At 44.8% G+C, this 21,021-nt stretch carries 19 protein-coding genes and 1 tRNA gene; 13 read left to right on the forward strand and 7 right to left on the reverse strand.

The window, feature by feature from the left end; all coding sequences use genetic code 11:
- Positions 1–16 precede the first annotated feature (16 nt).
- Complete coding sequence (locus QA442_RS04090; protein ID WP_095431952.1) at positions 17–1,609, forward strand: SulP family inorganic anion transporter; 1,593 nt, start codon at positions 17–19, stop codon at positions 1,607–1,609.
- A 27-nt stretch (positions 1,610–1,636) separates the two neighbouring features.
- Here the strand turns inward: QA442_RS04090 and QA442_RS04095 are convergent, their stop codons facing one another.
- Positions 1,637–1,957, reverse strand: a complete 321-nt coding sequence (locus QA442_RS04095; protein WP_040081731.1) for a MazG nucleotide pyrophosphohydrolase domain-containing protein — start codon at positions 1,955–1,957, stop codon at positions 1,637–1,639.
- A 116-nt stretch (positions 1,958–2,073) separates the two neighbouring features.
- On the opposite strand from QA442_RS04095, the gene QA442_RS04100 reads away from it, so the two are divergent.
- The 10 genes from QA442_RS04100 (at position 2,074) to pgmB (ending at position 14,703) form a co-directional block, all read left to right on the forward strand.
- Positions 2,074–2,649 carry an LOG family protein gene (locus QA442_RS04100; protein WP_014665480.1) on the forward strand — a complete coding sequence of 192 codons (576 nt, stop codon included), beginning with the start codon at positions 2,074–2,076 and terminating at the stop codon, positions 2,647–2,649.
- A 199-nt stretch (positions 2,650–2,848) separates the two neighbouring features.
- Positions 2,849–3,799: a LacI family DNA-binding transcriptional regulator gene (locus QA442_RS04105; RefSeq protein WP_095431951.1), complete on the forward strand. Its 951-nt coding sequence runs from the start codon at positions 2,849–2,851 to the stop codon at positions 3,797–3,799.
- A 112-nt stretch (positions 3,800–3,911) separates the two neighbouring features.
- On the forward strand, positions 3,912–5,681 hold the full coding sequence (gene mdxD, locus QA442_RS04110) for a maltogenic alpha-amylase (RefSeq protein WP_095431950.1): 1,770 nt from the start codon (positions 3,912–3,914) through the stop codon (positions 5,679–5,681).
- Between the two features lie 95 nt (positions 5,682–5,776).
- The gene (gene mdxE / locus QA442_RS04115) at positions 5,777–7,030 is read left to right on the forward strand and encodes a maltodextrin ABC transporter substrate-binding protein MdxE (protein WP_095431949.1); all 1,254 of its coding nucleotides are present in this window, start codon (positions 5,777–5,779) and stop codon (positions 7,028–7,030) included.
- A gap of 39 nt (positions 7,031–7,069) precedes the next feature.
- Positions 7,070–8,377, forward strand: coding sequence for a maltodextrin ABC transporter permease MdxF (mdxF, locus tag QA442_RS04120; RefSeq protein WP_071582379.1), 1,308 nt, complete (start codon positions 7,070–7,072; stop codon positions 8,375–8,377).
- On the forward strand, positions 8,378–9,214 hold the full coding sequence (gene mdxG / locus QA442_RS04125; RefSeq protein WP_095431948.1) for a maltodextrin ABC transporter permease MdxG: 837 nt from the start codon (positions 8,378–8,380) through the stop codon (positions 9,212–9,214).
- A 4-nt stretch (positions 9,215–9,218) separates the two neighbouring features.
- Positions 9,219–10,103 (forward strand): DUF1189 domain-containing protein, encoded by an 885-nt coding sequence (locus tag QA442_RS04130; RefSeq protein ID WP_103749345.1) that lies wholly within the window; start codon positions 9,219–9,221, stop codon positions 10,101–10,103.
- On the forward strand, positions 10,081–12,354 hold the full coding sequence (locus tag QA442_RS04135; protein ID WP_095431946.1) for a glycoside hydrolase family 65 protein: 2,274 nt from the start codon (positions 10,081–10,083) through the stop codon (positions 12,352–12,354). Before QA442_RS04130 ends, QA442_RS04135 begins: the two co-directional genes overlap by 23 nt.
- Entirely contained in the window at positions 12,347–14,032 is a 1,686-nt protein-coding gene (gene malL / locus QA442_RS04140; RefSeq protein ID WP_095431945.1) for an oligo-1,6-glucosidase, read from the forward strand. Before QA442_RS04135 ends, malL begins: the two co-directional genes overlap by 8 nt.
- The gene (pgmB, locus tag QA442_RS04145; RefSeq protein ID WP_095431944.1) at positions 14,029–14,703 is read left to right on the forward strand and encodes a beta-phosphoglucomutase; all 675 of its coding nucleotides are present in this window, start codon (positions 14,029–14,031) and stop codon (positions 14,701–14,703) included. Before malL ends, pgmB begins: the two co-directional genes overlap by 4 nt.
- A gap of 45 nt (positions 14,704–14,748) precedes the next feature.
- Here the strand turns inward: pgmB and clpP are convergent, their stop codons facing one another.
- The gene (gene clpP / locus QA442_RS04150) at positions 14,749–15,339 is read right to left on the reverse strand and encodes an ATP-dependent Clp endopeptidase proteolytic subunit ClpP (RefSeq protein WP_014665471.1); all 591 of its coding nucleotides are present in this window, start codon (positions 15,337–15,339) and stop codon (positions 14,749–14,751) included.
- A gap of 269 nt (positions 15,340–15,608) precedes the next feature.
- Between clpP and QA442_RS04155 the strand changes: the two genes are divergently transcribed.
- A tRNA-Arg gene (locus QA442_RS04155) sits at positions 15,609–15,684 on the forward strand.
- 151 nt (positions 15,685–15,835) lie between these two features.
- Positions 15,836–16,348 carry a DUF3231 family protein gene (locus tag QA442_RS04160; RefSeq protein WP_069838667.1) on the forward strand — a complete coding sequence of 171 codons (513 nt, stop codon included), beginning with the start codon at positions 15,836–15,838 and terminating at the stop codon, positions 16,346–16,348.
- A 35-nt stretch (positions 16,349–16,383) separates the two neighbouring features.
- Here the strand turns inward: QA442_RS04160 and QA442_RS04165 are convergent, their stop codons facing one another.
- The 5 genes from QA442_RS04165 to levB form a co-directional block, all read right to left on the reverse strand.
- Positions 16,384–16,704 carry a DMT family transporter gene (locus QA442_RS04165; RefSeq protein WP_069150367.1) on the reverse strand — a complete coding sequence of 107 codons (321 nt, stop codon included), beginning with the start codon at positions 16,702–16,704 and terminating at the stop codon, positions 16,384–16,386.
- Positions 16,704–17,039, reverse strand: coding sequence for a DMT family transporter (locus tag QA442_RS04170; protein WP_095431943.1), 336 nt, complete (start codon positions 17,037–17,039; stop codon positions 16,704–16,706). The genes QA442_RS04165 and QA442_RS04170 overlap by 1 nt, the downstream gene beginning before the upstream one ends.
- An 81-nt stretch (positions 17,040–17,120) precedes the next feature.
- A complete protein-coding gene (locus QA442_RS04175) occupies positions 17,121–17,705 on the reverse strand; it encodes a TetR/AcrR family transcriptional regulator (protein WP_014665467.1) in 585 nt (194 codons plus the stop codon).
- A 95-nt stretch (positions 17,706–17,800) separates the two neighbouring features.
- Positions 17,801–19,363 (reverse strand): aspartate/proton symporter AspP, encoded by a 1,563-nt coding sequence (gene aspP, locus QA442_RS04180; RefSeq protein WP_069838669.1) that lies wholly within the window; start codon positions 19,361–19,363, stop codon positions 17,801–17,803.
- Between the two features lie 107 nt (positions 19,364–19,470).
- Complete coding sequence (levB, locus tag QA442_RS04185) at positions 19,471–21,021, reverse strand: 2,6-beta-fructan 6-levanbiohydrolase (RefSeq protein ID WP_095431942.1); 1,551 nt, start codon at positions 21,019–21,021, stop codon at positions 19,471–19,473.

The following is a 21,021-nucleotide window of genomic DNA, read 5'->3' on the forward strand; positions in this document are numbered from 1 at the left end:
GAGGTTATAGCAAAATATGCGATTCTCAGGGAGATTCAAGGGATACAATTTGCAGAAATTTCAGAAAGATTTAATTGCAGGTATCGTAGTAGGTGTCGTGGCAATTCCATTAGGGATGGCGTTTGCCATTGCCTCGGGAGTCGAGCCTGAATATGGGCTGTACACTGTTGTTATAGCTGGGATTTGTATTTCTTTGTTTGGAGGATCCAAATATCAAATTGGCGGTCCGACGGGCGCCTTTGTCCCAATTTTATTCGGCATTATCATGCAGTATGGCTTGGAAAATCTGCTGATTGCGGGGTTTATGGCAGGAGTGATGCTGGTGCTGTTCGGGCTGTTTAAGCTCGGAAAAATAATGAAATTCGTGCCGAAACCCGTTATCGTCGGTTTTACAGCCGGAATTGCCGTGCTGATCTTTACGGAACAAATCGCTAATTTTCTCGGATTGAGAAATGTTGAAAAACATGAGAACTTTCATCACAACATGTTTGAAATTGTGCAGCAGCTCGGCACCTTTAACGTGTATGCCATTTTGACAGCTGTGATCGGGCTCGTCATTTTGCTTGTATCCGCCAAGGTGATGCCTAAAGTGCCGGGCGCTTTGTTGGCGCTTCTTATTTCCACAGTGGTCGCGGTTGTCTTTTTCCCTGACCGCATGGCAACAATCGGGTCAACTTATGGAGAAATCCCCCGCCATTTGCCTGAATTTCAGTTTCCTGAGCTTACTCTGGATAAAATGGTCATGATGTTTCCGGCAGCGCTTGTCATCGCGCTTCTTGGAGGACTTGAGTCGATTTTGTCGGCAATGGTCGCTGATAACATGAAGGGCTCAAAGCATGACAGCAACAAAGAGCTTGTCGGCCAGGGGATTGCGAATATGGCAGCGCCCTTGTTTGGCGGAATCCCGGCTACAGGAGCGATTGCAAGAACGGCGACCAATATAAAAAACGGAGCGGTTTCCCCTGTTTCCGGCGTCGTTCACGGTGTAGTCGTTCTCCTTGTCCTGCTTGTATTCGCGCCTTATGCCTCCCATGTGCCGCTTGCCAGTATGGCACCAATTCTCATGGTAGTCGCGTGGAATATGAGTGAGCGCAAGGAAGTCGCAAATATGCTGAGACTGAAAAACGCTGATTCCTTTATTTTGGCGGCGACCTTCGCCCTCACGGTTCTGTTTGACTTAATCATCGGTGTGGCAACCGGATTGCTGCTTGCATTCGTGTTCTTTATCAGAAGAATGAGCGAAGCGACCCGCATCCACAATCAGGAATCGCATCCTGTTCTGGCGAAGAGAGAAGATCCATCTGTCAGCATGTATGCAATAGAAGGGCCGCTGTTTTTCGGATCAATTGATTCCCTTGAATCGTCATTGCTGGAGCATGTACAGAAAAAACCGAAAACCCTCATCCTGCTCATGAATAAGGTGCACTATATGGATACGTCAGCTGAAGCGGTGCTAGGGAACATTATGAATCGAATTAAGCGCCACAATGGAAAGCTGATGATTGTAGGATTACAATCGCAGCCGAAGGAGCTGCTGCATAAAACAGGCCTTTTTCACAAAATAGGAAAACAGCATTTCTTTGATCACCATGATGAAATCACAGGTTAAAAAAAGCGGCCATTGCGGCCGCTTTTTTTATGCATGCTCAAATCGTTTTGTCAGTTTTTCTTGGTGGGCCTTCATGACGTCTTCTAAAGAGACACCATACATATCAGCAAGAATGGCGATATTTCCGATGACATCTCCCATTTCTTCGATCAATTCTTGTTTTTTCTCGGCGCGTGACGATTCTTTCTCATCCGGCCGGTCTCTGCCAATTTCATACGCCCTCACAGCCCGGGCCAGTTCTCCGGCTTCCTCCATTAAAAAGCCGACCCGAATAAACGGCCCGTATTCTGTCCAGCCTCTTTTTTCGTAAAACTCTTTCATCCATTTTTCTGCATCAGCCAGCTGCAACATCATCACTCCTGCATTCTTTATGTATTTCATATTGATATTATCACATGAAGATGGGACAATATATAGTGTCTTTCGGGATATTTAACACGATATATAGATGCGGAGATGACAAGATGAAAACCATTTGTGTATTTGCAGGGTCAAACCCAGGGGGAAATGAAGCGTATAAAAGAAAAGCGGCAGAGCTTGGCACGTACATGGCTGAGCAGGGAATCGGGCTTGTCTATGGGGGCTCCCGCGTAGGCTTGATGGGCACGATTGCTGACGCGATTATGGAAAACGGCGGAACTGCAATCGGGGTCATGCCGAGCGGTTTGTTCAGCGGGGAGGTTGTTCATCAAAACCTGACTGAGCTGATTGAAGTAAACGGGATGCATGAACGAAAGGCTAAAATGAGCGAGCTGGCGGACGGCTTTATCTCGATGCCGGGAGGGTTCGGTACATATGAAGAATTATTTGAAGTGCTTTGCTGGGCACAGATCGGCATCCACCAAAAACCAATCGGACTGTACAATGTAAACGGATATTTTGAACCGATGATGAAAATGGTGAAATACAGTATACAAGAAGGGTTTTCTAACGAATCGCACCTAAAACTGATTCACAGCTCGTCACGGCCGGATGAGTTAATTGAGCAAATGCAGAATTATTCTTATCCGATTTTAGAGAAAAAGTGGACGGAAATTTAAAAAGATCCTTTATTGTGAAGGACGTATTTGGTCTAATTGCCGGGCAGAGAATGTATTAAAAACCGAGTTTTTTAACAATGTGAGGTTTCCAGAAGGAAATCTCTTTTTTATTTCTCTTTTGCCTGCATGGTATATTTAGCAGTGAAAGAGGACTTTTTCACTAGTTTGGATAATAAGCACAGATAAGGAGGGGATGAAAATGGCAACGTTGTCAGATGTAGCGAAAAAAGCCAATGTTTCAAAAATGACAGTTTCACGAGTGATCAATCACCCTGAGACGGTGACAGATGAATTGAAAAAGCTCGTTCATTCTGCGATGAAAGAGCTGAATTACATCCCTAATTATGCGGCAAGAGCGCTCGTGCAAAACAGAACACAGGTTGTGAAACTATTGATTCTTGAGGAAATGGATACGACAGAACCATATTACATGAACCTGCTGACCGGAATCAGCAGGGAGCTGGATCGCAATCACTATGCTCTCCAGCTTGTGACAAGAAATTCTCTCAATATTGGCCAATGTGACGGCATTATTGCCACCGGCTTGAGAAGGACTGATTTTGAAGGTGTAATAAAAGCGTTTGAGAAGCCGCTCGTCGTATTCGGGCAAAATGAAATGGGCTATGACTTTATCGATGTGAATAACGAGAAAGGCACTTTTATGGCAACCCGACATGTGATGGGGCTGGGTGAGCGGGAAGTGGTCTTTTTTGGCATTGATTTAGATGAGCCTTTCGAACGTGCAAGAGAACAGGGGTATATACGGGCGATGAATGAAAGCTTTAAAAAGACGAATATGTTTCGGGTTGACAACAGTTCTAAGAAAAGTGAAGGCCTTGCAAGAGAACTGCTGAGATCCATGGACAATCAGGCGGCATTTGTCTGCGCATCTGATCGAATCGCACTCGGCGTCATTCGTGCGGCACAATCGCTTGGAAAGCGAATTCCAGAAGATGTGGCGGTTACCGGGAATGATGGTGTGTTTCTTGATCGCATCTCCTCACCGCGGTTGACTACGGTCAGACAGCCTGTTGTTGAAATGGGAGAAGCCTGTGCGAAAATGTTGCTGAAAAAAATGAATGAAGACGGTGCTGCTCAAGGAAGCCTATTTTTTGAACCAGAGTTAATTGTACGAGAATCAACGCTGTAAGCGCCTTATTCTGTTATCGGTAACAGGGGGAAAAGGATTGTTCCTGCTATTCCATCATGATACTTTCAAACTATGAGCCGGCTTCAATAACACGGAAATCAAAGGGGGAAACATGATGGAATATGCAGCGATTCACCATCAGCCATTCAGTACTGATGCTTATTCTTATGATGGGCGGACAGTGCATATCAAGATTCGGACGAAAAAAGATGATGCAGATCACATTCGCGTCATTTGGGGTGATCCCTATGAGTACAACGACGGCAGCTGGTCTGCAAACGAGCAGCCGATGAAGAAAATTGCCGCAACAGACGTGCATGACTATTGGTTTGCTGAAGTGGTGCCGCCATTTAGGCGTTTACAATATGCGTTTGTTGTAACAGACGATCATGAAGACATCTTTTTCGGAAGCTCGGGTGTATGCCCTTATAACGAAAAAACATTGGAGACGATTCATTATTATTTTAAATTTCCATTTGTTCATGAGGCTGATACATTTCAAGCGCCTGAATGGGTTAAGTCAACGGTTTGGTATCAAATTTTTCCGGAGCGTTTTGCAAATGGACGAGAAGACTTGTCACCGAAGAATGCATTGCCGTGGGGGAGCAAGGACCCGGGCGTCAATGATTTTTTTGGAGGAGATTTGCAAGGGATTGTTGACAAGCTTGATTATTTAGAGGATTTAGGGGTGAACGGCATTTATCTGACGCCGATCTTTTCCGCGCCTTCTAATCATAAATACGACACGCTGGATTACTTTTCTATTGATACTCATTTTGGGGATCCCGAGCTTTTTCGTACATTGGTCAGCCAGCTTCATCAGCGGGGGATGAGAATTATGCTAGATGCGGTTTTTAACCATATAGGAAGCGCATCTCCGCAATGGCAGGATGTCCTCAAAAACGGAGCTCAATCCCGCTATAAAGACTGGTTCCATATTCACTCTTTTCCTGTCACAGAAGACAATTATGACAGGTTTGCTTTTACAGCTGATATGCCGAAGCTAAACACGGCGAATCCCGAGGTGCAGAAATATTTGCTTGATATTGCTTTGTACTGGATTCGGGAATTTGACATTGACGGCTGGCGTTTGGATGTCGCAAATGAAGTGGATCACGTGTTTTGGAAGACATTCAGGAAGGCTGTATCAGCAGAAAAGCCTGATGTTTATATTTTAGGTGAGATCTGGCATTCTGCTGAACCCTGGCTTAGAGGGGATGAATTTCATGCGGTGATGAACTACCCTTTTACAGAACCTATGAATGAATACTTTGCTGACCAGACGATCCCAGCCTCACGTATGGCCCACCGTGTCAATGCACATTTGATGAATGGGATGAAGCAGGCCAATGAGGTGATGTTTAATTTACTGGATAGCCATGATACAAAGCGCCTTTTGACCAGATGCCGCAATGATGAGAAGAAAGCACGCGCGTTGCTGGCCTTTATGTTTGCCCAGACAGGCTCACCATGCATCTATTACGGAACGGAAATCGGGCTGGACGGCGAAAATGATCCATTATGCCGGAAATGTATGGTTTGGGAAACGGAAAAGCAAAACCAGGACATGCTGCGATTTATGAAACGGTTAATTGCTTTACGCAAGCAGGAAAACACTTTGTTGACTGAAGGACATCTTGAGTGGAATCTGCTGGATGACAAAAATGATTTTATCAGCTTTTCGCGGACTCTCGATGAAAAAATACTGATTTATTTCTTTAATCAGGGGAATGCGGTTCAACACGTCAGTTTACGAGAATTGAATATTGAAAGGAATAAGAAAATCTGCGATGCATGGACAGAGCAGCCGCTTCATCATCACGATGTCATTGCCGTTCAGCCGGGGGAATTTTTGATTTTGAGTGCTGCCGCCCCAGTATAACATTCTGTTATCGGTAACAAATCGAAAGTTGTTGTAACCGCTTTCTGCAGGACAATACAATTGTTATAGTTTCATAAATAGAAGGGGGAAAAGAGATGGTTCTTTTTAAAAAGGGGTTCGCCATATTGGCGGCATCATTTCTGGCAATCAGCCTTGCCGCCTGCTCAAGTTCAAAAAATCCAGCAAGCGCTGATGGCAAAAAGGTGCTGACTGTGTCTGTCGAGGAAACGTATAAAGAATACATTGAAAGCATCAAAGCAAAGTTTGAAAAAGAGAATGATGTCACAGTAAAAATTGTTGAAAAGCAAATGTTCGAACAGTTGGAAGCGCTTCCTCTTGATGGCCCGGCGGGTAACGCGCCTGATGTTATGCTTGCTGCATATGACCGGATCGGCGGTTTGGGACAGCAGGGGCATTTGCTCGACATTAAGCCCTCTCATACAAAGAGCTTTGGAGAGAAAGAAATGCAGCAGGTGACAGTTGACGGCAAAGTGTACGGAATGCCGCTAGTCATTGAGACACTTATTTTGTATTACAATAAAGATCTTTTAAAAACAGCACCAAAAACATTTAAAGACCTTGAAAAGTTAATGAAGGATCCTCGATTCGCGTTTGCTTCGGAAAAAGGAAAATCAACCGGATTTTTAGCGAAATGGACTGACTTTTATATGTCGTACGGCTTATTGGCTGGATACGGCGGATATGTATTTGGGAAAAACGGCACAGATTCCGGGGACATCGGCCTGAACAACAAAGGGGCTGTGGAAGCGGCGAAATATGCAGAGAAATGGTTTAAAACCTATTGGCCGAAAGGAATGCAAGACAATTCAAGCGCAGACGACTTTATTCAGCAGATGTTTTTAGAAGGCAAAGCGGCTGCGATCATAGGCGGACCGTGGTCAGCTGCCAACTATAAAGAAGCTAAATTGAACTACGGAGCAGCTCCCATTCCGACATTGCCAAATGGAGAAGAATACGCCCCTTTTGCCGGCGGGAAGGGCTGGGTTGCCTCGAAATATACAAAAGAACCCAAGCTGGCTGAAAAATGGATTGAGTATGCTGCAAATGATGCCAATGCTTACGCTTTTTATGAGGATACAAACGAAGTTCCAGCCAACACTGCTGCAAGGAAGAAAGCCGATGAGCAAAAGAATGAACTGACGTCAGCTGTGATTAAACAATATGAAACAGCAACGCCTACTCCAAATATTCCAGAAATGGCTGAGGTATGGACAGGAGCGGAAAGCTTGATTTTTGATGCAGCTTCAGGAAAAAAATCCACACAAACAGCAGCGGATGATGCTGTAAACACCATAAAGGAAAATATTAAAGAAAAGTATGTGAAATAAAACGGCGGGATAGCGTCCGGAAGAATAGAGGGCGGAAAAATGAATAAACATCACACACTTGCAAAGCAGAAACGAAAGGCAGGGCTTTTATCGATCATCCCAGGCCTTGGGCAGATTGCGAATCAGCAGTTGTCAAAGGGGCTCTTATTTCTTGCCATCACAGGCTTGTTTGCTTTTGAATTATGCGTTTTCGGTATTCAGGCGCTAACCGGATTGATGACATTGGGAAGTGTTGCCGGTGAAGACCACTCGCTGTTTATGCTGATTGAAGGCACGCTGCAATTGATCGTGACGGTGATTTTCCTCATGTTCTATATCTTTAATATTCATGATTCGCGTAAGACCGCCGCAATGAAAGCGGCGGGTTTGGAGATCAATACATCGGCCAAGGATATGCTCAGTTATGCCGGTGATAAAGGGTTTCCATATCTCTTTACTCTGCCGGCATATATCATGATGGTATTTGTGATTATCTTTCCGGTTTTGGTGACTCTGTTTGTTGCGTGTACAAACTATGATTTTTATCATATACCGCCTAATCATCTGATTGACTGGGTCGGATTCAAGAATTTCTTGAATATTTTTTTCCTCGGCTCCTATCGTGAAACATTTGTAAATGTACTCAGCTGGACGGTCATCTGGACCATTTGCGCAACAACGCTGCAAATCATTTTAGGTATTGTGACCGCCCTTTTCGTCAATCAGGATTTTATCAAAGGCAAGCGGATATTTCGAATGATTTTCTTATTTCCATGGGCTGTTCCGGCGTTTATTACAATCATGAGTTTTTCCAACATGTTTAACGACAGCATAGGAGCGGTGAATGCACAGGTGATTCCACTATTCAATCATCTGCCGTTTGTTGAGCTGCCTGCGATCGCGTGGAAGACCGATCCTTTCTGGACAAAGACAGCCCTCATTATGATTCAGACGTGGCTCGGCTTTCCATATATTTATGTCATGGTAACGGGAGTGCTTCAGGCGATTCCAGGTGAATTATATGAAGCGGCAAAGATTGACGGGGCCACTTTTATTCAGCGTTTTCGGCATATTACATTTCCGATGATTTTATTTGCGACAGCACCCGTGATGATTACTCAGTATACGTTTAATTTCAATAATTTCTCGATCATCTACTTATTTAATGAGGGAGGGCCAGGCAGTGCGGGAGCCGGGGCCGGATCGACCGATATCTTAATTTCGTGGATTTATAAACTGACAACAGGCACATCACCCCAATATTCTGTTGCGGCGGCTGTGACACTGTTAATTTCTTTCATTGTCATTGGAATTTCACTGATTGCTTTCAAAAAATCGAATGCTTTTGGCAATGAGGAGGTTATGTAGGTGAACGCGAGAACTGCCAGATTACTTAATAGAATCTGTACGTATTTCTTTTTGACGCTTTTAAGTATTGTCATTATATATCCGTTGCTGATTACGGCTTCATCAGCCTTCCGTGTGGGGAATTCGGCGGCTTTTCAGCTCGATTTTTCAGGGGCTTGGACATTGGATCATTTTAAGCGGCTATTTGACGAAACGCTTTATCTCAATTGGTACAGCAATACACTCGTCATCGCGCTATCGGTTATGGTTTTACAGGTTACAATCGTGACGCTTGCCGGGTACTCGTACAGCCGCTATCGGTTTGCAGGCAGAAAAAAGAGCCTGATATTCTTTTTAATCATTCAAATGGTGCCAACGATGGCAGCGCTGACTGCTTTTTATGTCTTGGCGATGCTGATAGGCGCACTCGATCAATACTGGTTTTTGACAGCCATCTATATCGGCGGGGGAATTCCGATGAACACGTGGCTGATGAAAGGTTATTTTGATACTGTGCCGAGAGAAATTGATGAAGCCGCGCGAATTGACGGAGCGGGCCATATGAGGATTTTCGCTTCAATCGTTCTGCCGCTTGTTAAGCCAATGCTCGCGGTGCAAGCGCTTTGGGCGTTTATGGCACCGTTTGGCGATTATTTGCTGGCAAAGTTTTTGCTTCGCTCACCGGAAAGGCTGACCATTGCTGTAGGGCTGCAGTCCTTTATTTCAAATCCGCAGCAGCAAAAAGTTGCTCTATTTGCGGCTGGTGCCATCCTTGCCGCACTGCCGATATGCGTTCTATTCTTTTTTCTCCAAAAGAACTTTGTGTCTGGTTTGACAGCCGGCGGAACAAAGGGGTAATTCAATGAAGAATCTGGAGAATAAAAGCTTTATCATCCGCTGCCTGAAGGCAGTTGCATCTCCATCAGGTGTTTGCCGCTGCGGGAATACCTTCAGCTGGCTGCAGCTCTCTTTTCTCTTTATGTTTGTAACGGCCTCCTTGATGGCACCGTTGACAGTTTCGTTTCTGAAAATGGATCGTTTCAGCGTTGCATCTTTCGTGCCGTCAGCGATTCAAAAGGTGAATGATACATTTGCTGATCAATTACAAGGTGTTCAAATCAGAAACGGAAAACTAACAGGCGTGAAGAGCTCTGAGAGGATTGAAGATGGGCAGAATGTGATGGCGGTCGATATGAAGCATGAATATGAGACAAACGGTGAAAATGGGCGATTGAAAGTGAAGGGATTTGACAACGCCATCGTATTTCAGCCTGATCGACTGGTAATGACCGATCAAAACGGAGCAGGGTTTTCTGTTGGCTATGCAAAAATGGACGTTAAGCTCGAGAATCCAAACGCCCATGATGTAGAGGTTTTGATCGATACATTGTGGTTGGCGCAGTATAAGCCGATGATTATGCTCCTGGCATATGCGGTGATTTTGATGATCCAGCTGTTTGTAACGGTTGTTCTTGCCGGAGGCCTTTGGATCACAAAAAGATCAAACATGGTCTCTATTGCGTCATTCAAGGAAGCGGCATCTATAGCGATTTGCGCTTCAGCACTGCCGGCATTTGCGGCAGCTGCTATCGGTCTGGTTCATTTTGACTTAATTACTATATTGATGATCCATTCGTGCGGCGTCACTTTGATGATCACTTTGGCATTTAGATATTTGACAAAAACCCGCCGTGATAATGGAAACTTACATTCGGGAGGAAATGATGATAAATCAGCGGTTATTTGAGATTGATGAATGGAAAATCAAAACAAATACATTTCAAAAGGAGCACATGCGGCTGCTGGAAAGCCTGACGTCTCTTGCCAACGGCTATATGGGGGTCAGAGGGAATTTTGAAGAAGGCTATTCAGGCGACAGTCACCAAGGCACATATATTGCAGGCGTGTGGTTCCCTGACAAAACGCGAGTAGGCTGGTGGAAAAACGGGTATCCGGAATATTTCGGTAAAGTAATCAATGCGATGAACTTTATGGGCATAGGCTTATATGTTGACGGTGAAAAAATTGATCTCTATCAAAATCAAATCGAATCATTTGAGGTGGAACTCAATATGAAAGAGGGGATTCTGCGGCGAAGCGCTGTTGTCCGCATTCAGGATAAAACCGTCAGAATCAGCTCGGAGCGATTTCTTAGCCTTGCTGTAAAAGAACTTTGCGCGATTCATTATGAAGCGGAGTGTTTGACGGGAGATGCTGTCATTACGCTTGTTCCATACCTGGATGGAAATGTGGCAAATGAAGATTCTAACTACCAAGAACAGTTTTGGCAGGAAGAAGTGAAAGGGGCTGATTCCCACAGCGGCTATTTAGCGGCAAAAACGATCGAAAATCCATTTAGAACACCGCGTTTTACTGTTTTAGCCGCAATGGCAAACGTGACAGATGGCTTTGTCAGTGAAAGCTCTCAAACAGCCGGGATGTATGTTGAGAATCGCTACAGTTACCAAACGAAGGCATCTTTGAAAAAGTTTATTATCGTCACGACTTCTCGTGATTTTCGGGAAGAAGAATTGTTAACGAAAGCTAAGGAGCTTTTGGCGAATGCTGTTGAGAACGGTTACGAAGAAGCAAAACGGAGGCACACTGATCAATGGAAGGAAAGATGGTCAAAAGCGGACATTGAGATTAAAGGGGATGAGGAGCTTCAGCAAGGAATCCGCTACAATATCTTTCAGTTATTCTCGACATACTACGGGGGCGATGCCCGTTTGAATATCGGGCCAAAAGGATTTACTGGCGAGAAATATGGAGGTGCCGCATATTGGGATACAGAGGCTTACGCTGTTCCGATGTATTTGGCGACAGCCGAGCCAGAGGTGACGAAGAACCTGCTTTTGTACCGCTATCATCAGTTGGAGCCTGCTATACGAAACGCCGCAAAATTGGGGATGAAGGGGGCCCTTTATCCGATGGTGACGTTCACAGGGGATGAATGCCACAACGAATGGGAGATCACCTTTGAAGAAATTCACCGCAATGGCGCGATCTGCTATGCAATCTACAATTATATCAATTATACAGGCGACCGCGGCTATATGGAGGAATATGGGATAGACGTTCTTGTGGCAGTCAGCAGATTTTGGGCCGATCGCGTTCACTTCTCGAAACGAAAAAACAAGTATATGATCCATGGCGTCACAGGGCCGAATGAATATGAAAACAACGTCAACAACAATTGGTATACAAATGTCATTGCGGCTTGGACGTTGGAGTATACATTAGAAAATCTCGAAAGTATCTCAGCGGAGAAACGCCGCCTTCTTGATATACAGGAAGAAGAATTGAGCGTCTGGAGAGAAATCATCCAGCACATGTACTATCCGTATAGTGAAGAACTGCAGATTTTCGTTCAGCATGACACATTCTTGGACAAAGACCTGCAAACAGTTGATGAATTAGATCCAGCTGATCGGCCTCTTTATCAGAATTGGTCATGGGACAAAATTCTCCGCTCCAATTTTATTAAGCAGGCAGATGTTCTCCAAGGCATGTATTTTTTTAATGACCGTTTTACAATGGAAGAAAAACGGCGACACTTTGAATTTTATGAACCGATGACTGTTCATGAATCAAGCCTATCGCCATCTGTCCATGCGATTCTCGCAGCCGAACTCAAGCTGGAACAAAAAGCGCTCGAATTATATAAGCGCACAGCAAGGCTTGATCTTGATAATTACAATCATGATACGGAAGAAGGCTTGCATATTACTTCAATGACGGGAAGCTGGCTGGCAATTGTTCACGGTTTTGCGGGCATGCGCACCGCGAATGAGACGCTGTCATTTCATCCGTTTTTGCCGAAGGAATGGGACGGCTATTCATTCAACATCAATTATAGAAACCGATTACTCAATGTGACGGTTGACGAAAGGAGCGCCGTGTTTGAGCTTGTAAAAGGCGAGCCGCTGCATATGAAAGTTTATGAGGAACCGGTTGTCCTAAAGGGACGATGTGAAAGGAGAATCCCTAATGAGTGAATGGTGGAAAGAAGCTGTCGTTTATCAAATTTACCCGCGCAGTTTTTATGATGCCAATGGAGATGGATTCGGAGATTTGCAAGGTGTGATTCAAAAGCTGGATTACATCAAAAATCTCGGGGCGGATGTCATCTGGCTCTCTCCGGTGTTTGATTCCCCGCAGGATGACAACGGCTACGATATCAGTGACTACAAAAACATGTACGAAAAGTTTGGGACAAATGAAGATATGTTTCAGCTGATAGATGAAGTCCATAAACGCGGAATGAAAATCGTCATGGATTTGGTTGTGAACCACACGTCGGATGAACATGCCTGGTTTGCTGAAAGCCGTAAATCGAAGGACAATCCTTACCGGGATTATTATTTTTGGAAAGACCCTAAACCGGACGGCTCAGAGCCGAATAATTGGGGATCGATCTTTTCAGGCTCGGCGTGGACATACGATGAAAGGACAGGACAGTATTATTTGCACTACTTTTCGAAAAAACAGCCTGATTTAAATTGGGAAAATGACGCCGTTCGCCGGGAAGTTTATGATGTAATGAGATTCTGGATGGATAAAGGCGTTGACGGCTGGCGAATGGATGTGATCGGCTCCATTTCCAAACACACCGATTTTCCGGACTACGAAACGGATCACACCCGCAGCTATATCGTCGGCCGTTATCACTCTAACGGCCCCCGACTTCATGAGTTTATTCAAGAGATGAACAGGGAAGTGCTTTCTCATTACGACTGCATGACGGTTGGAGAGGCAAACGGCTCTGATATTGAAGAGGCGAAAAAGTACACAGACGCAGGCAGGCAAGAGCTGAATATGATCTTTACATTTGAACATATGGATATTGATACAGAACAAAACTCGCCAAATGGAAAATGGCAGATCAAACCGTTCGATTTGGTTGCTTTAAAAAAGACGATGACAAGGTGGCAGACTGGGTTAATGAATGTCGGCTGGAATACCCTGTATTTTGAAAACCATGACCAGCCGAGGGTTATTTCCCGCTGGGGCAATGACGGGAAGCTGCGTAAGGAATGTGCGAAGGCATTTGCAACGGTTCTGCACGGCATGAAAGGAACGCCGTTTATTTACCAGGGAGAAGAAATCGGTATGGTTAACAGCGATATGCCGCTGGAGATGTATGACGATCTTGAAATCAAAAATGCTTATCGTGAGCTAGTCGTTGAAAACAAAACGATGTCAGAAAAAGAGTTTCTCAAAGCCGTGATGACAAAAGGACGGGACCATGCGAGAACACCGATGCAGTGGGATGCCGGAAAACATGCGGGATTCACAGCCGGAGACCCGTGGATACCGGTAAATTCCCGCTATCAAGCTATCAATGTGAAAGAGTCCTTGGAAGATCAAGATTCCATTTTCTATTACTATCAGAAGCTCATTCAATTACGAAAGCAATATAAGATCATCATATATGGCGATTATCAGTTGCTGCAGGAAAATGATCCGCAAGTTTTTTCGTACCTCCGAGAATATCAAGGGGAAAAGCTTCTCGTCGTTGTGAATTTGTCGGAAGAAAAGGCGCTGTTCGAAGCGCCTCCGGAACTGATTCATGAGCGTTGGAAAGTGCTGATTTCGAACTATCCGCAGGAGCCGGCTGACTTGAAAAGTATTAGCCTCAAACCTTATGAAGCTGTGATGGGCATTAGCATATGAAAGCGGTCATTTTTGACTTAGACGGAGTGATAACCGATACAGCTGAATATCATTTTCTTGCGTGGAAGCACATTGCAGAACAAATCAATATCCCCTTTGACAGAGACATGAATGAAAGGCTAAAAGGAATCAGCCGAGAAGCGTCACTAGAAAGGATACTTATTTTTGGCGGAGTGGAAAAAAAGTATACACATGCTGAGAAACAAGAACTCATGCATCAAAAGAATCAATATTATCAAACATTGATCAGCAAATTGACGCCGGAAGATCTTTTGCCGGGAATCGGCAGGCTTCTATGTCAATTAAAAAACGAAAATATAAAAATCGGGTTAGCATCCTCTAGCCGCAATGCCCGCGCGATCTTAAAACGTTTGGCGATTAGTGATGATTTTCATGCCATTGTTGACCCGGCAGCTCTTGCGAAGGGGAAGCCCGATCCTGAAATCTTTTTAACAGCTGCAGCGCTGCTCGATGTTTCCCCGGCTGATTGCGCGGCAATAGAAGACGCAGAAGCAGGCATTTCCGCAATCAAATCCGCAGGGATGTTTGCGGTTGGAGTCGGTCAAGAACAGTCGATGATTGGTGCTGATCTGGTTGTGAGGCAGACGAGTGATCTGACACTTGAGCTGTTACACGGGGAATGGGAGCAGTATAGAATCAAAAGTGTTTAAATAAAAAACCTGCAAGAGACGCAGCTCTTGCAGGTTTTGTTGTGACTATTTGTCTTCTGTGTGAGTCAAAATTTTGTCAATCAGGCCGTATTCAAGCGCTTCTTCAGCAGACTTGAAGTTATCACGGTCTGTGTCGCGTTCGATCACTTCAAGCGGCTGGCCAGTACGTTCAGCAAGGACTTTGTTTAATTTGTCGCGAAGCAAGAGAATGCGTTTCGCGGCAATTTCAATTTCTGTCGCCTGACCTTGCGCACCGCCAAGAGGCTGGTGAATCATGACTTCACTGTTTGGAAGCGCATAGCGTTTGCCTTTTTCACCGGCTGCAAGCAGGAACGCGCCCATTGACGCAGCCATACCGATACAAATTGTAGATACTTTCGGTTTAATAAACTGCATGGTATCATAGATCGCCATACCGGCTGTAATAGAGCCGCCCGGGCTGTTGATGTAAAGAGAAATTTCTTTTTCAGGGTCTTCTGCTGCTAAGAATAAAAGCTGTGACACGATGGAGTTCGCAACGTTGTCATCAATCGCAGATCCAAGCATGATGATACGATCCTTTAATAAACGAGAATAAATGTCATACGCTCTTTCCCCGCGGTTCGTTTGTTCAATGACTGTAGGTATTAAATTCATAATGCTCCTCCTTCACCTTTTAGGTAAGTATGTAGTTACATGATACATTTTTGGTCAATAAAGGTCAAACAAAAAGCTGGCCTGATATGCAAAGTCGTCTCTTTTTCCCATTTTCCCCAAAAATACAGGGGTTCAAACCATCGTATGTCAGATTTCCAATTAAGATGCTGTGTCTATTTAAAAAGCGGCCTCTCGAAATAGAGGGTTGTTATTTGAATGGAATTATCGTATAATTAGTTGTGCTGACGTTCTCATAACGCAGTCCATATGCGCTCGTAGCTCAGTTGGATAGAGCGGTGGTTTCCGGTACCACGTCTGTCGGGGGTTCGAATCCCTCCGAGCGCGTCCAATAGAACAACAGGAAAGACAAGGGTTTGCCATTTTACCGCTCTTGTCTTTTTTGTTTGTTTAAAAATCTTTCTTGCTGCAACATAAATTTTCCTCCTCTCGGGCAGTTTATGAGATGTGCGATATTGAATTTCCGAGGAGGATGAACATGGGTATTTTAAGCGGAAACCCGCAGGATGAACCGATGCATTATGGTGAGATATTCGGCTTGTGGAGTTATGTGATGGCGGGCAATAAAATGGTCGGCAATTACCAGATGCTATTGCATCATGTCGGTGATGACGACCTGAAGAAGCTGCTACGTGAGTCTATTGAGAAATGCCAAGATGAAATCAAACAGGTCAGCACGATCCTGAAAGAAAACGGGGTGGCGCTGCCGCCGGCTTCTCCTGAACCGCCGACAGCAGATCTTAACGATATTCCGCCTGGTGCACGGTTTCTCGATCCGGATGTGGCGGCCTCCGCGGCAGCGGAAAATGCTGCAGGTCTTGTGACATGCAGCAAAATGATGGGGCAATCGATTCGTGAGGATATTGCCATGATGTTTGGGCAATTTCATATATCAAAAGCGGCAACCGGCGCAAAATACTTAAGGCTGCTAAAAAACAAAGGCTGGCTCATCCCGCCGCCGCTTCATCTTCAAAAACATCACGACGCTTAATGGCAAAGGCATATACAGCTGTATATGCCTTTATTTTATGAAGAAGACGTAAGACGCAAGCCGATGACGCCGGCTAGGATAAGGCAAAGAGAAATCACCTGTGAGAGCTGAAACCGCTCCTTAAACCAAATGAGCCCGACCGCCGAAACGCCAATGCTGCCAATGCCGGTCCAGACGGCATAAGCGACTCCGGCAGGCAGGACGATCATCGCTTGGGACAGGCAGTAAAAGGATAAGCCGAATCCAAGCGTCATCACAATGATCGGCCATTTTTTTCTTGTCCCATCAATATATTTCATGGCAACGGCAGCTATAATTTCTTCTATGCCGGCAATCACTAATAAAAACCATGCCATTATTGTTCACCTCCCGGCTGAGATTTGTTTTCTTTCGTAAATAATTTCATTCCTAAAATGCCAGCCAGCAACAAAGCTAAAAAGAACATCTGGGCTGCTGAGAAGGATTCGCCCAGAACAATTCCGGTCATATATGTTCCGACGGTTCCGATTCCGACAAACACAGTGTACGCGGCGGCCATCGGGATTTTTCGATAAGAGCGGATCAACAGGAGAAAGCTGATCGCGATCAAGATAAAAATGATGACCCAATCCAAAAGCGAATCGGCATGTTTGAGGGAAGAGGCCCAAACAACTTCTAAAAGTCCTGCAATCAAAACAAGAACCCAGTACAAATGAAACACCTCTCTAATTTATGAATGAACGTCAGTCATTTTCAGGGCGTTAAAAAATGAGCGGTGTTACCCAGTCATTTTTTAAGCAGTACCTAAACTTCGTTTTAAGAAAGTAAAGATTTCTTTTTTATACACTTCCACATTTTCATCTTGTTCAAATCCGATGTAGAATCGTTCCGCAGTGTTCTCGACCAAGTTGATAATCGTTCTGGCCGTCCATTTTGAATTGATTCCTTCCGTTATCTCATGGTTTGCAATGGCCTTATTGATGATTTTTTCAAGCCAGGAATAATAAGGCTGATAGATCGTTTCCCATTTTTCCATGGAGTGGTCGATCGCAAGACCGGAATAACAGAGGACAATAATATCCTTATGGCGTTCTGTAATGAGAAACGTCTCATCAATTAATATATCTAAAACGGTCCAAAAATCCTCGTCCCCATGTAGCCTGCCTTTGATTTGATCAAGTGTATGGGTGAGAAGATTTTCTGCAATAGCCGGTATGAGGGCATTTTTAGATGAGAAATACAAATAGAATGTTCCTTGTGCAGTGCCAGCCTTTTTGACAATATCAGAAATAGAAGCCTTATCCAGGCCTTTTTCAGAAATGACTTCTATGGCTGCCTGCAGAATTTTTTCATATTTGCCTGATGTTTGTTTTGGCATAAGGAACACCTCCTAGAAATGACTGACTCTCATTCATTTTATCGCGTGTATATGTGTTTGTAAAGAATAAAGAAGCAAGAAAACCTCTTGCTTCTTTATTTATCATAATCAATGGCGGCTTTTGGGAGCCCGGTATACTTGGCCCAGTAATAAATCGCAAGTGAGCCGATCGCGACTAAAATGAGGTCGACGGGATTGCTGATGATCCCTAAGCCATGTCCGAAAGAACCGATGTAGGAAAAAATCAGCATCATAATATAAAACCCGATAAGCCACCAGGCTGATTTCAGCTGCTGAGCGAGGCTGACATCTTCTTTAGGCGTATATTTGCTGAAACAGAGATAGATCAAAAACATCACGAGCTGTGAACCGAGCAGCCAGGAGACTGTTCTCCATCCTGACCAGTACACGATAAACGCTGTAAATATAAAGGAAAGCGGACCGATAATGCTCATTCCTTTTAAATAAAACGGCCTGTCTAAGTCCTTCGCGTTAACCCTCAGCGCAGCAGAAGAAATAGGTGCAATCGCATATGAAAGAATGAGCGCGACTGAACAGACATTGACGAGCGCGTTCCACGAAGGAAAGGGAAGTGTCCAGAAAATGGACAGGGCAAACGAAAGCCAAAGTGAAGCGCGGGGTGTCCCCGTTTCTTTATTGACCTTTGAGAATATGCCAAATAATGTCCCGTTGCGCGCCCAGGCGTAAACGAGCCGAGATGTCGTATTCATAAAAATATTTCCGTTTCCCCCGGGAGACAGAATGGCGTCTAAAATGACAAGCGTTGCAAGCCAGCCTAACCCGAGCATGACCGCAATATCCTTAAACGGCAATGAGAACTCCCGGCCTATTGCCGGCCAGCCATGTTTCAGCGTTTCTGTCGGAATTGCACCAATAAAGGTGACCTGCAAAACAGTGTAAATGATGGTTGAAACGATGATGCAAATGATTAAAGCGATCGGGATATTACGCTTTGGATTTTGCACTTCACCTGCTACAGATACAATTGGATGAAGGCCGAGATACGCAAACATCACGCCGCCTGTCGAAATGGCGGCCTGAATACCTGTAAATCCAAACGGTGCAAATCCTTCAACGGATAAGTTCTCCGGCTGGAAATGAAAGATCAGCACGATAATGATGGTAATCGGCACAATGTATTTAAAAATCGATATGATGAAATTCGCCTTAGCGAAGGTTTTGACGCTCCAATAGTTCAGCAGGAAAAACAAGCATAATAAGGCAAACTGCAAGATCCAGCCGGAAATGGTCGGTGAATCAGATCCTTTAATGGTTAGACCGGGAAACCAATAAGCCACATACTGGCGCACAGCGGTCACTTCAATGGAAATCAAGCTTGTGTAAGCGACAATCGTGACAAACGAAATTAAATAGCCGACAAGGTGGCCATGTGAATAAACGGGGTATCGAATGATGCCTCCGGTACGGGGCAGAGCAGCTCCGAGCTCTGCATATACGAGCCCGATTAACAAAATAATGGCTCCTCCGAGGATCCAGGAAAAAGCGCCGGAGGGCCCAGCTTTTGAAGCGACATTACTGACAGCGAACAGCCACGCTGATCCAAAGATGGCTCCCATCCCAATTAAAATCAGATCAAACAGAGACATTGATTTCTGAAAATTTCCTTGTTTAGACATTCGCTTCCTCCTTCGAAACCAGCCTTATATTCCTTACAATGCCCAATATGTAACAGAGAATACCGCCCTTAATAAAAAAACAGGCGCAGCCTGCGCTGCACCTGTTTTTATTTATGAATCGAATCAAAGTGTTTCACTGTTATATTTTTGAAGGAGGCTGTGCCGCCATCAGAAAAAAGGGTAATGCCTTTATCTTCAGGCTTTGGGAAGACTTCATTTGAAAAAACGGTTTTCCCGTCGCCAACAAATACTTCTATCGTTGTTTTATCAACAAGTATTTTCAAATGCACCTTACGTTTGCTTCCATCATAAGGAGCTTTGCTTTCGACATAGGTATTGCTTTTGTCAGGCTGATTTGTGGCTGCTCTATTGACATATGCATAGCCGCCTTCAGCGAAAATGCCGACATCAATATGGCGTTTTTGGTCTTCTGATTCTCTGAGCCTGACGCCTGCATTCTTTAGCTCTGACCAAGAAAGATCCGTATCAAGCTGGTACGTATCACCTGTTATCGACAGTGTTTTTGATCCGTTCACATCCTGATCCTCTATTTTGTCAGTTGAAACAGTCAGCTGCTCCAAAGCTTCAATCGGCTGTGAGACGAGGCTGTATGTTCCGTACTGCTCTTGCAGCCGGAGTTCGCGTATGACAGAATCTGTGCCGTTAAAGCCGTTCTTCATTGTCGGGGTGTTGTTGGCATAATCCCAATTGTTCATCCAGGCAAGCGCATACCGCTTTTCTGATGGATCTGTGCTTTTGCTGTCCTCGAACGTCACACCGCCGTACCAGTCAAAACCATAGTCAAGCCATTGGGCTTCAGTCTGATCCGCTGTGAATTCTTTTCCGTCGAAGCTTCCGGTCCAGTAGGCGTACGTATTTGGTTTGCCCCACGGTTTACCGTTCGCGCTCGCACCGAGAACCCATTTATTCGTTCCGTCGCTTGCCCGCATCATGTAGAGGTCAGGACATTCGACCATTCCCGCCTGCTCTGGGAAGAATCCGCTTGTGTAATGCCAGTCCTTAAGATTATCGGATTCATAAAAGCCGATTTTTGCTCCTTCAGCCATGACCATGACCCATTTGTTATCCTGGTCATCCCATATCACTTTCGGATCTCTAAAATCGTCTGTGCCCGGATTAGGCATAACGGGGTTGCCACTGTAGAATTTGAATGATTTTCCTTTGTCTGTGCTGTACCACAAATATTGCTCTTGTTTTTTATCTTTGGCTGAGGGCTGTGTCACAATCGCGACAAGCGCATTTTTCCCGAAGCCGGCTGTGTTCTCTTTATCCACCACGACGGAACCGGTCCAAATATCACCGTCCGGGTTTGTATATTTCGGAATCGCCACGCCTTCATCGGTCCAGTGCACCAAATCCTCTGAGACGGCATGGCGCCATTCTGTGCCGTTGCCTTTTGGGTAATCCCGGTTATATAGATAGAAATAATGATACTTGCCATCAAAATAGATCGGTTTTTGAGGGTCATTTTTCCATTTATCCGGCGTCGTAAAATGATATGCCGCCCGGTAGTCCGGCTTCTGTGTTGATTTTGTTTTTTGGTCATGTCCTTCTTTTGGAAATAAGTCGATAAACAGCAATATTCCTAAAAAGCTCAGGAATACGGTTAGCCATTTGCCTGTTTTTTTATAGTTCAT

The organism is Bacillus stercoris, assembly GCF_029772985.1.
Classification (GTDB): domain Bacteria; phylum Bacillota; class Bacilli; order Bacillales; family Bacillaceae; genus Bacillus; species Bacillus stercoris.

Bases quoted from the DNA above. Each gene is read 5' to 3' on its own strand.
- aspP (WP_069838669.1), bottom strand. From the start codon at position 19,363: ATGTCTAAACAAGGAAATTTTCAGAAATCAATGTCTCTGTTTGATCTG.
- malL (WP_095431945.1), top strand. From the start codon at position 12,347: ATGAGTGAATGGTGGAAAGAAGCTGTCGTTTATCAAATTTACCCGCGC.
- clpP (WP_014665471.1), bottom strand. From the start codon at position 15,339: ATGAATTTAATACCTACAGTCATTGAACAAACGAACCGCGGGGAAAGA.
- QA442_RS04160 (WP_069838667.1), top strand. From the start codon at position 15,836: ATGGGTATTTTAAGCGGAAACCCGCAGGATGAACCGATGCATTATGGT.
- mdxD (WP_095431950.1), top strand. From the start codon at position 3,912: ATGATGGAATATGCAGCGATTCACCATCAGCCATTCAGTACTGATGCT.
- pgmB (WP_095431944.1), top strand. From the start codon at position 14,029: ATGAAAGCGGTCATTTTTGACTTAGACGGAGTGATAACCGATACAGCT.
- mdxE (WP_095431949.1), top strand. From the start codon at position 5,777: ATGGTTCTTTTTAAAAAGGGGTTCGCCATATTGGCGGCATCATTTCTG.
- QA442_RS04135 (WP_095431946.1), top strand. From the start codon at position 10,081: ATGATAAATCAGCGGTTATTTGAGATTGATGAATGGAAAATCAAAACA.
- QA442_RS04090 (WP_095431952.1), top strand. From the start codon at position 17: ATGCGATTCTCAGGGAGATTCAAGGGATACAATTTGCAGAAATTTCAG.
- QA442_RS04105 (WP_095431951.1), top strand. From the start codon at position 2,849: ATGGCAACGTTGTCAGATGTAGCGAAAAAAGCCAATGTTTCAAAAATG.
- mdxF (WP_071582379.1), top strand. From the start codon at position 7,070: ATGAATAAACATCACACACTTGCAAAGCAGAAACGAAAGGCAGGGCTT.
- QA442_RS04100 (WP_014665480.1), top strand. From the start codon at position 2,074: ATGAAAACCATTTGTGTATTTGCAGGGTCAAACCCAGGGGGAAATGAA.
- levB (WP_095431942.1), bottom strand. From the start codon at position 21,021: ATGAACTATAAAAAAACAGGCAAATGGCTAACCGTATTCCTGAGCTTT.
- QA442_RS04130 (WP_103749345.1), top strand. From the start codon at position 9,219: ATGAAGAATCTGGAGAATAAAAGCTTTATCATCCGCTGCCTGAAGGCA.
- QA442_RS04165 (WP_069150367.1), bottom strand. From the start codon at position 16,704: ATGGCATGGTTTTTATTAGTGATTGCCGGCATAGAAGAAATTATAGCT.
- QA442_RS04175 (WP_014665467.1), bottom strand. From the start codon at position 17,705: ATGCCAAAACAAACATCAGGCAAATATGAAAAAATTCTGCAGGCAGCC.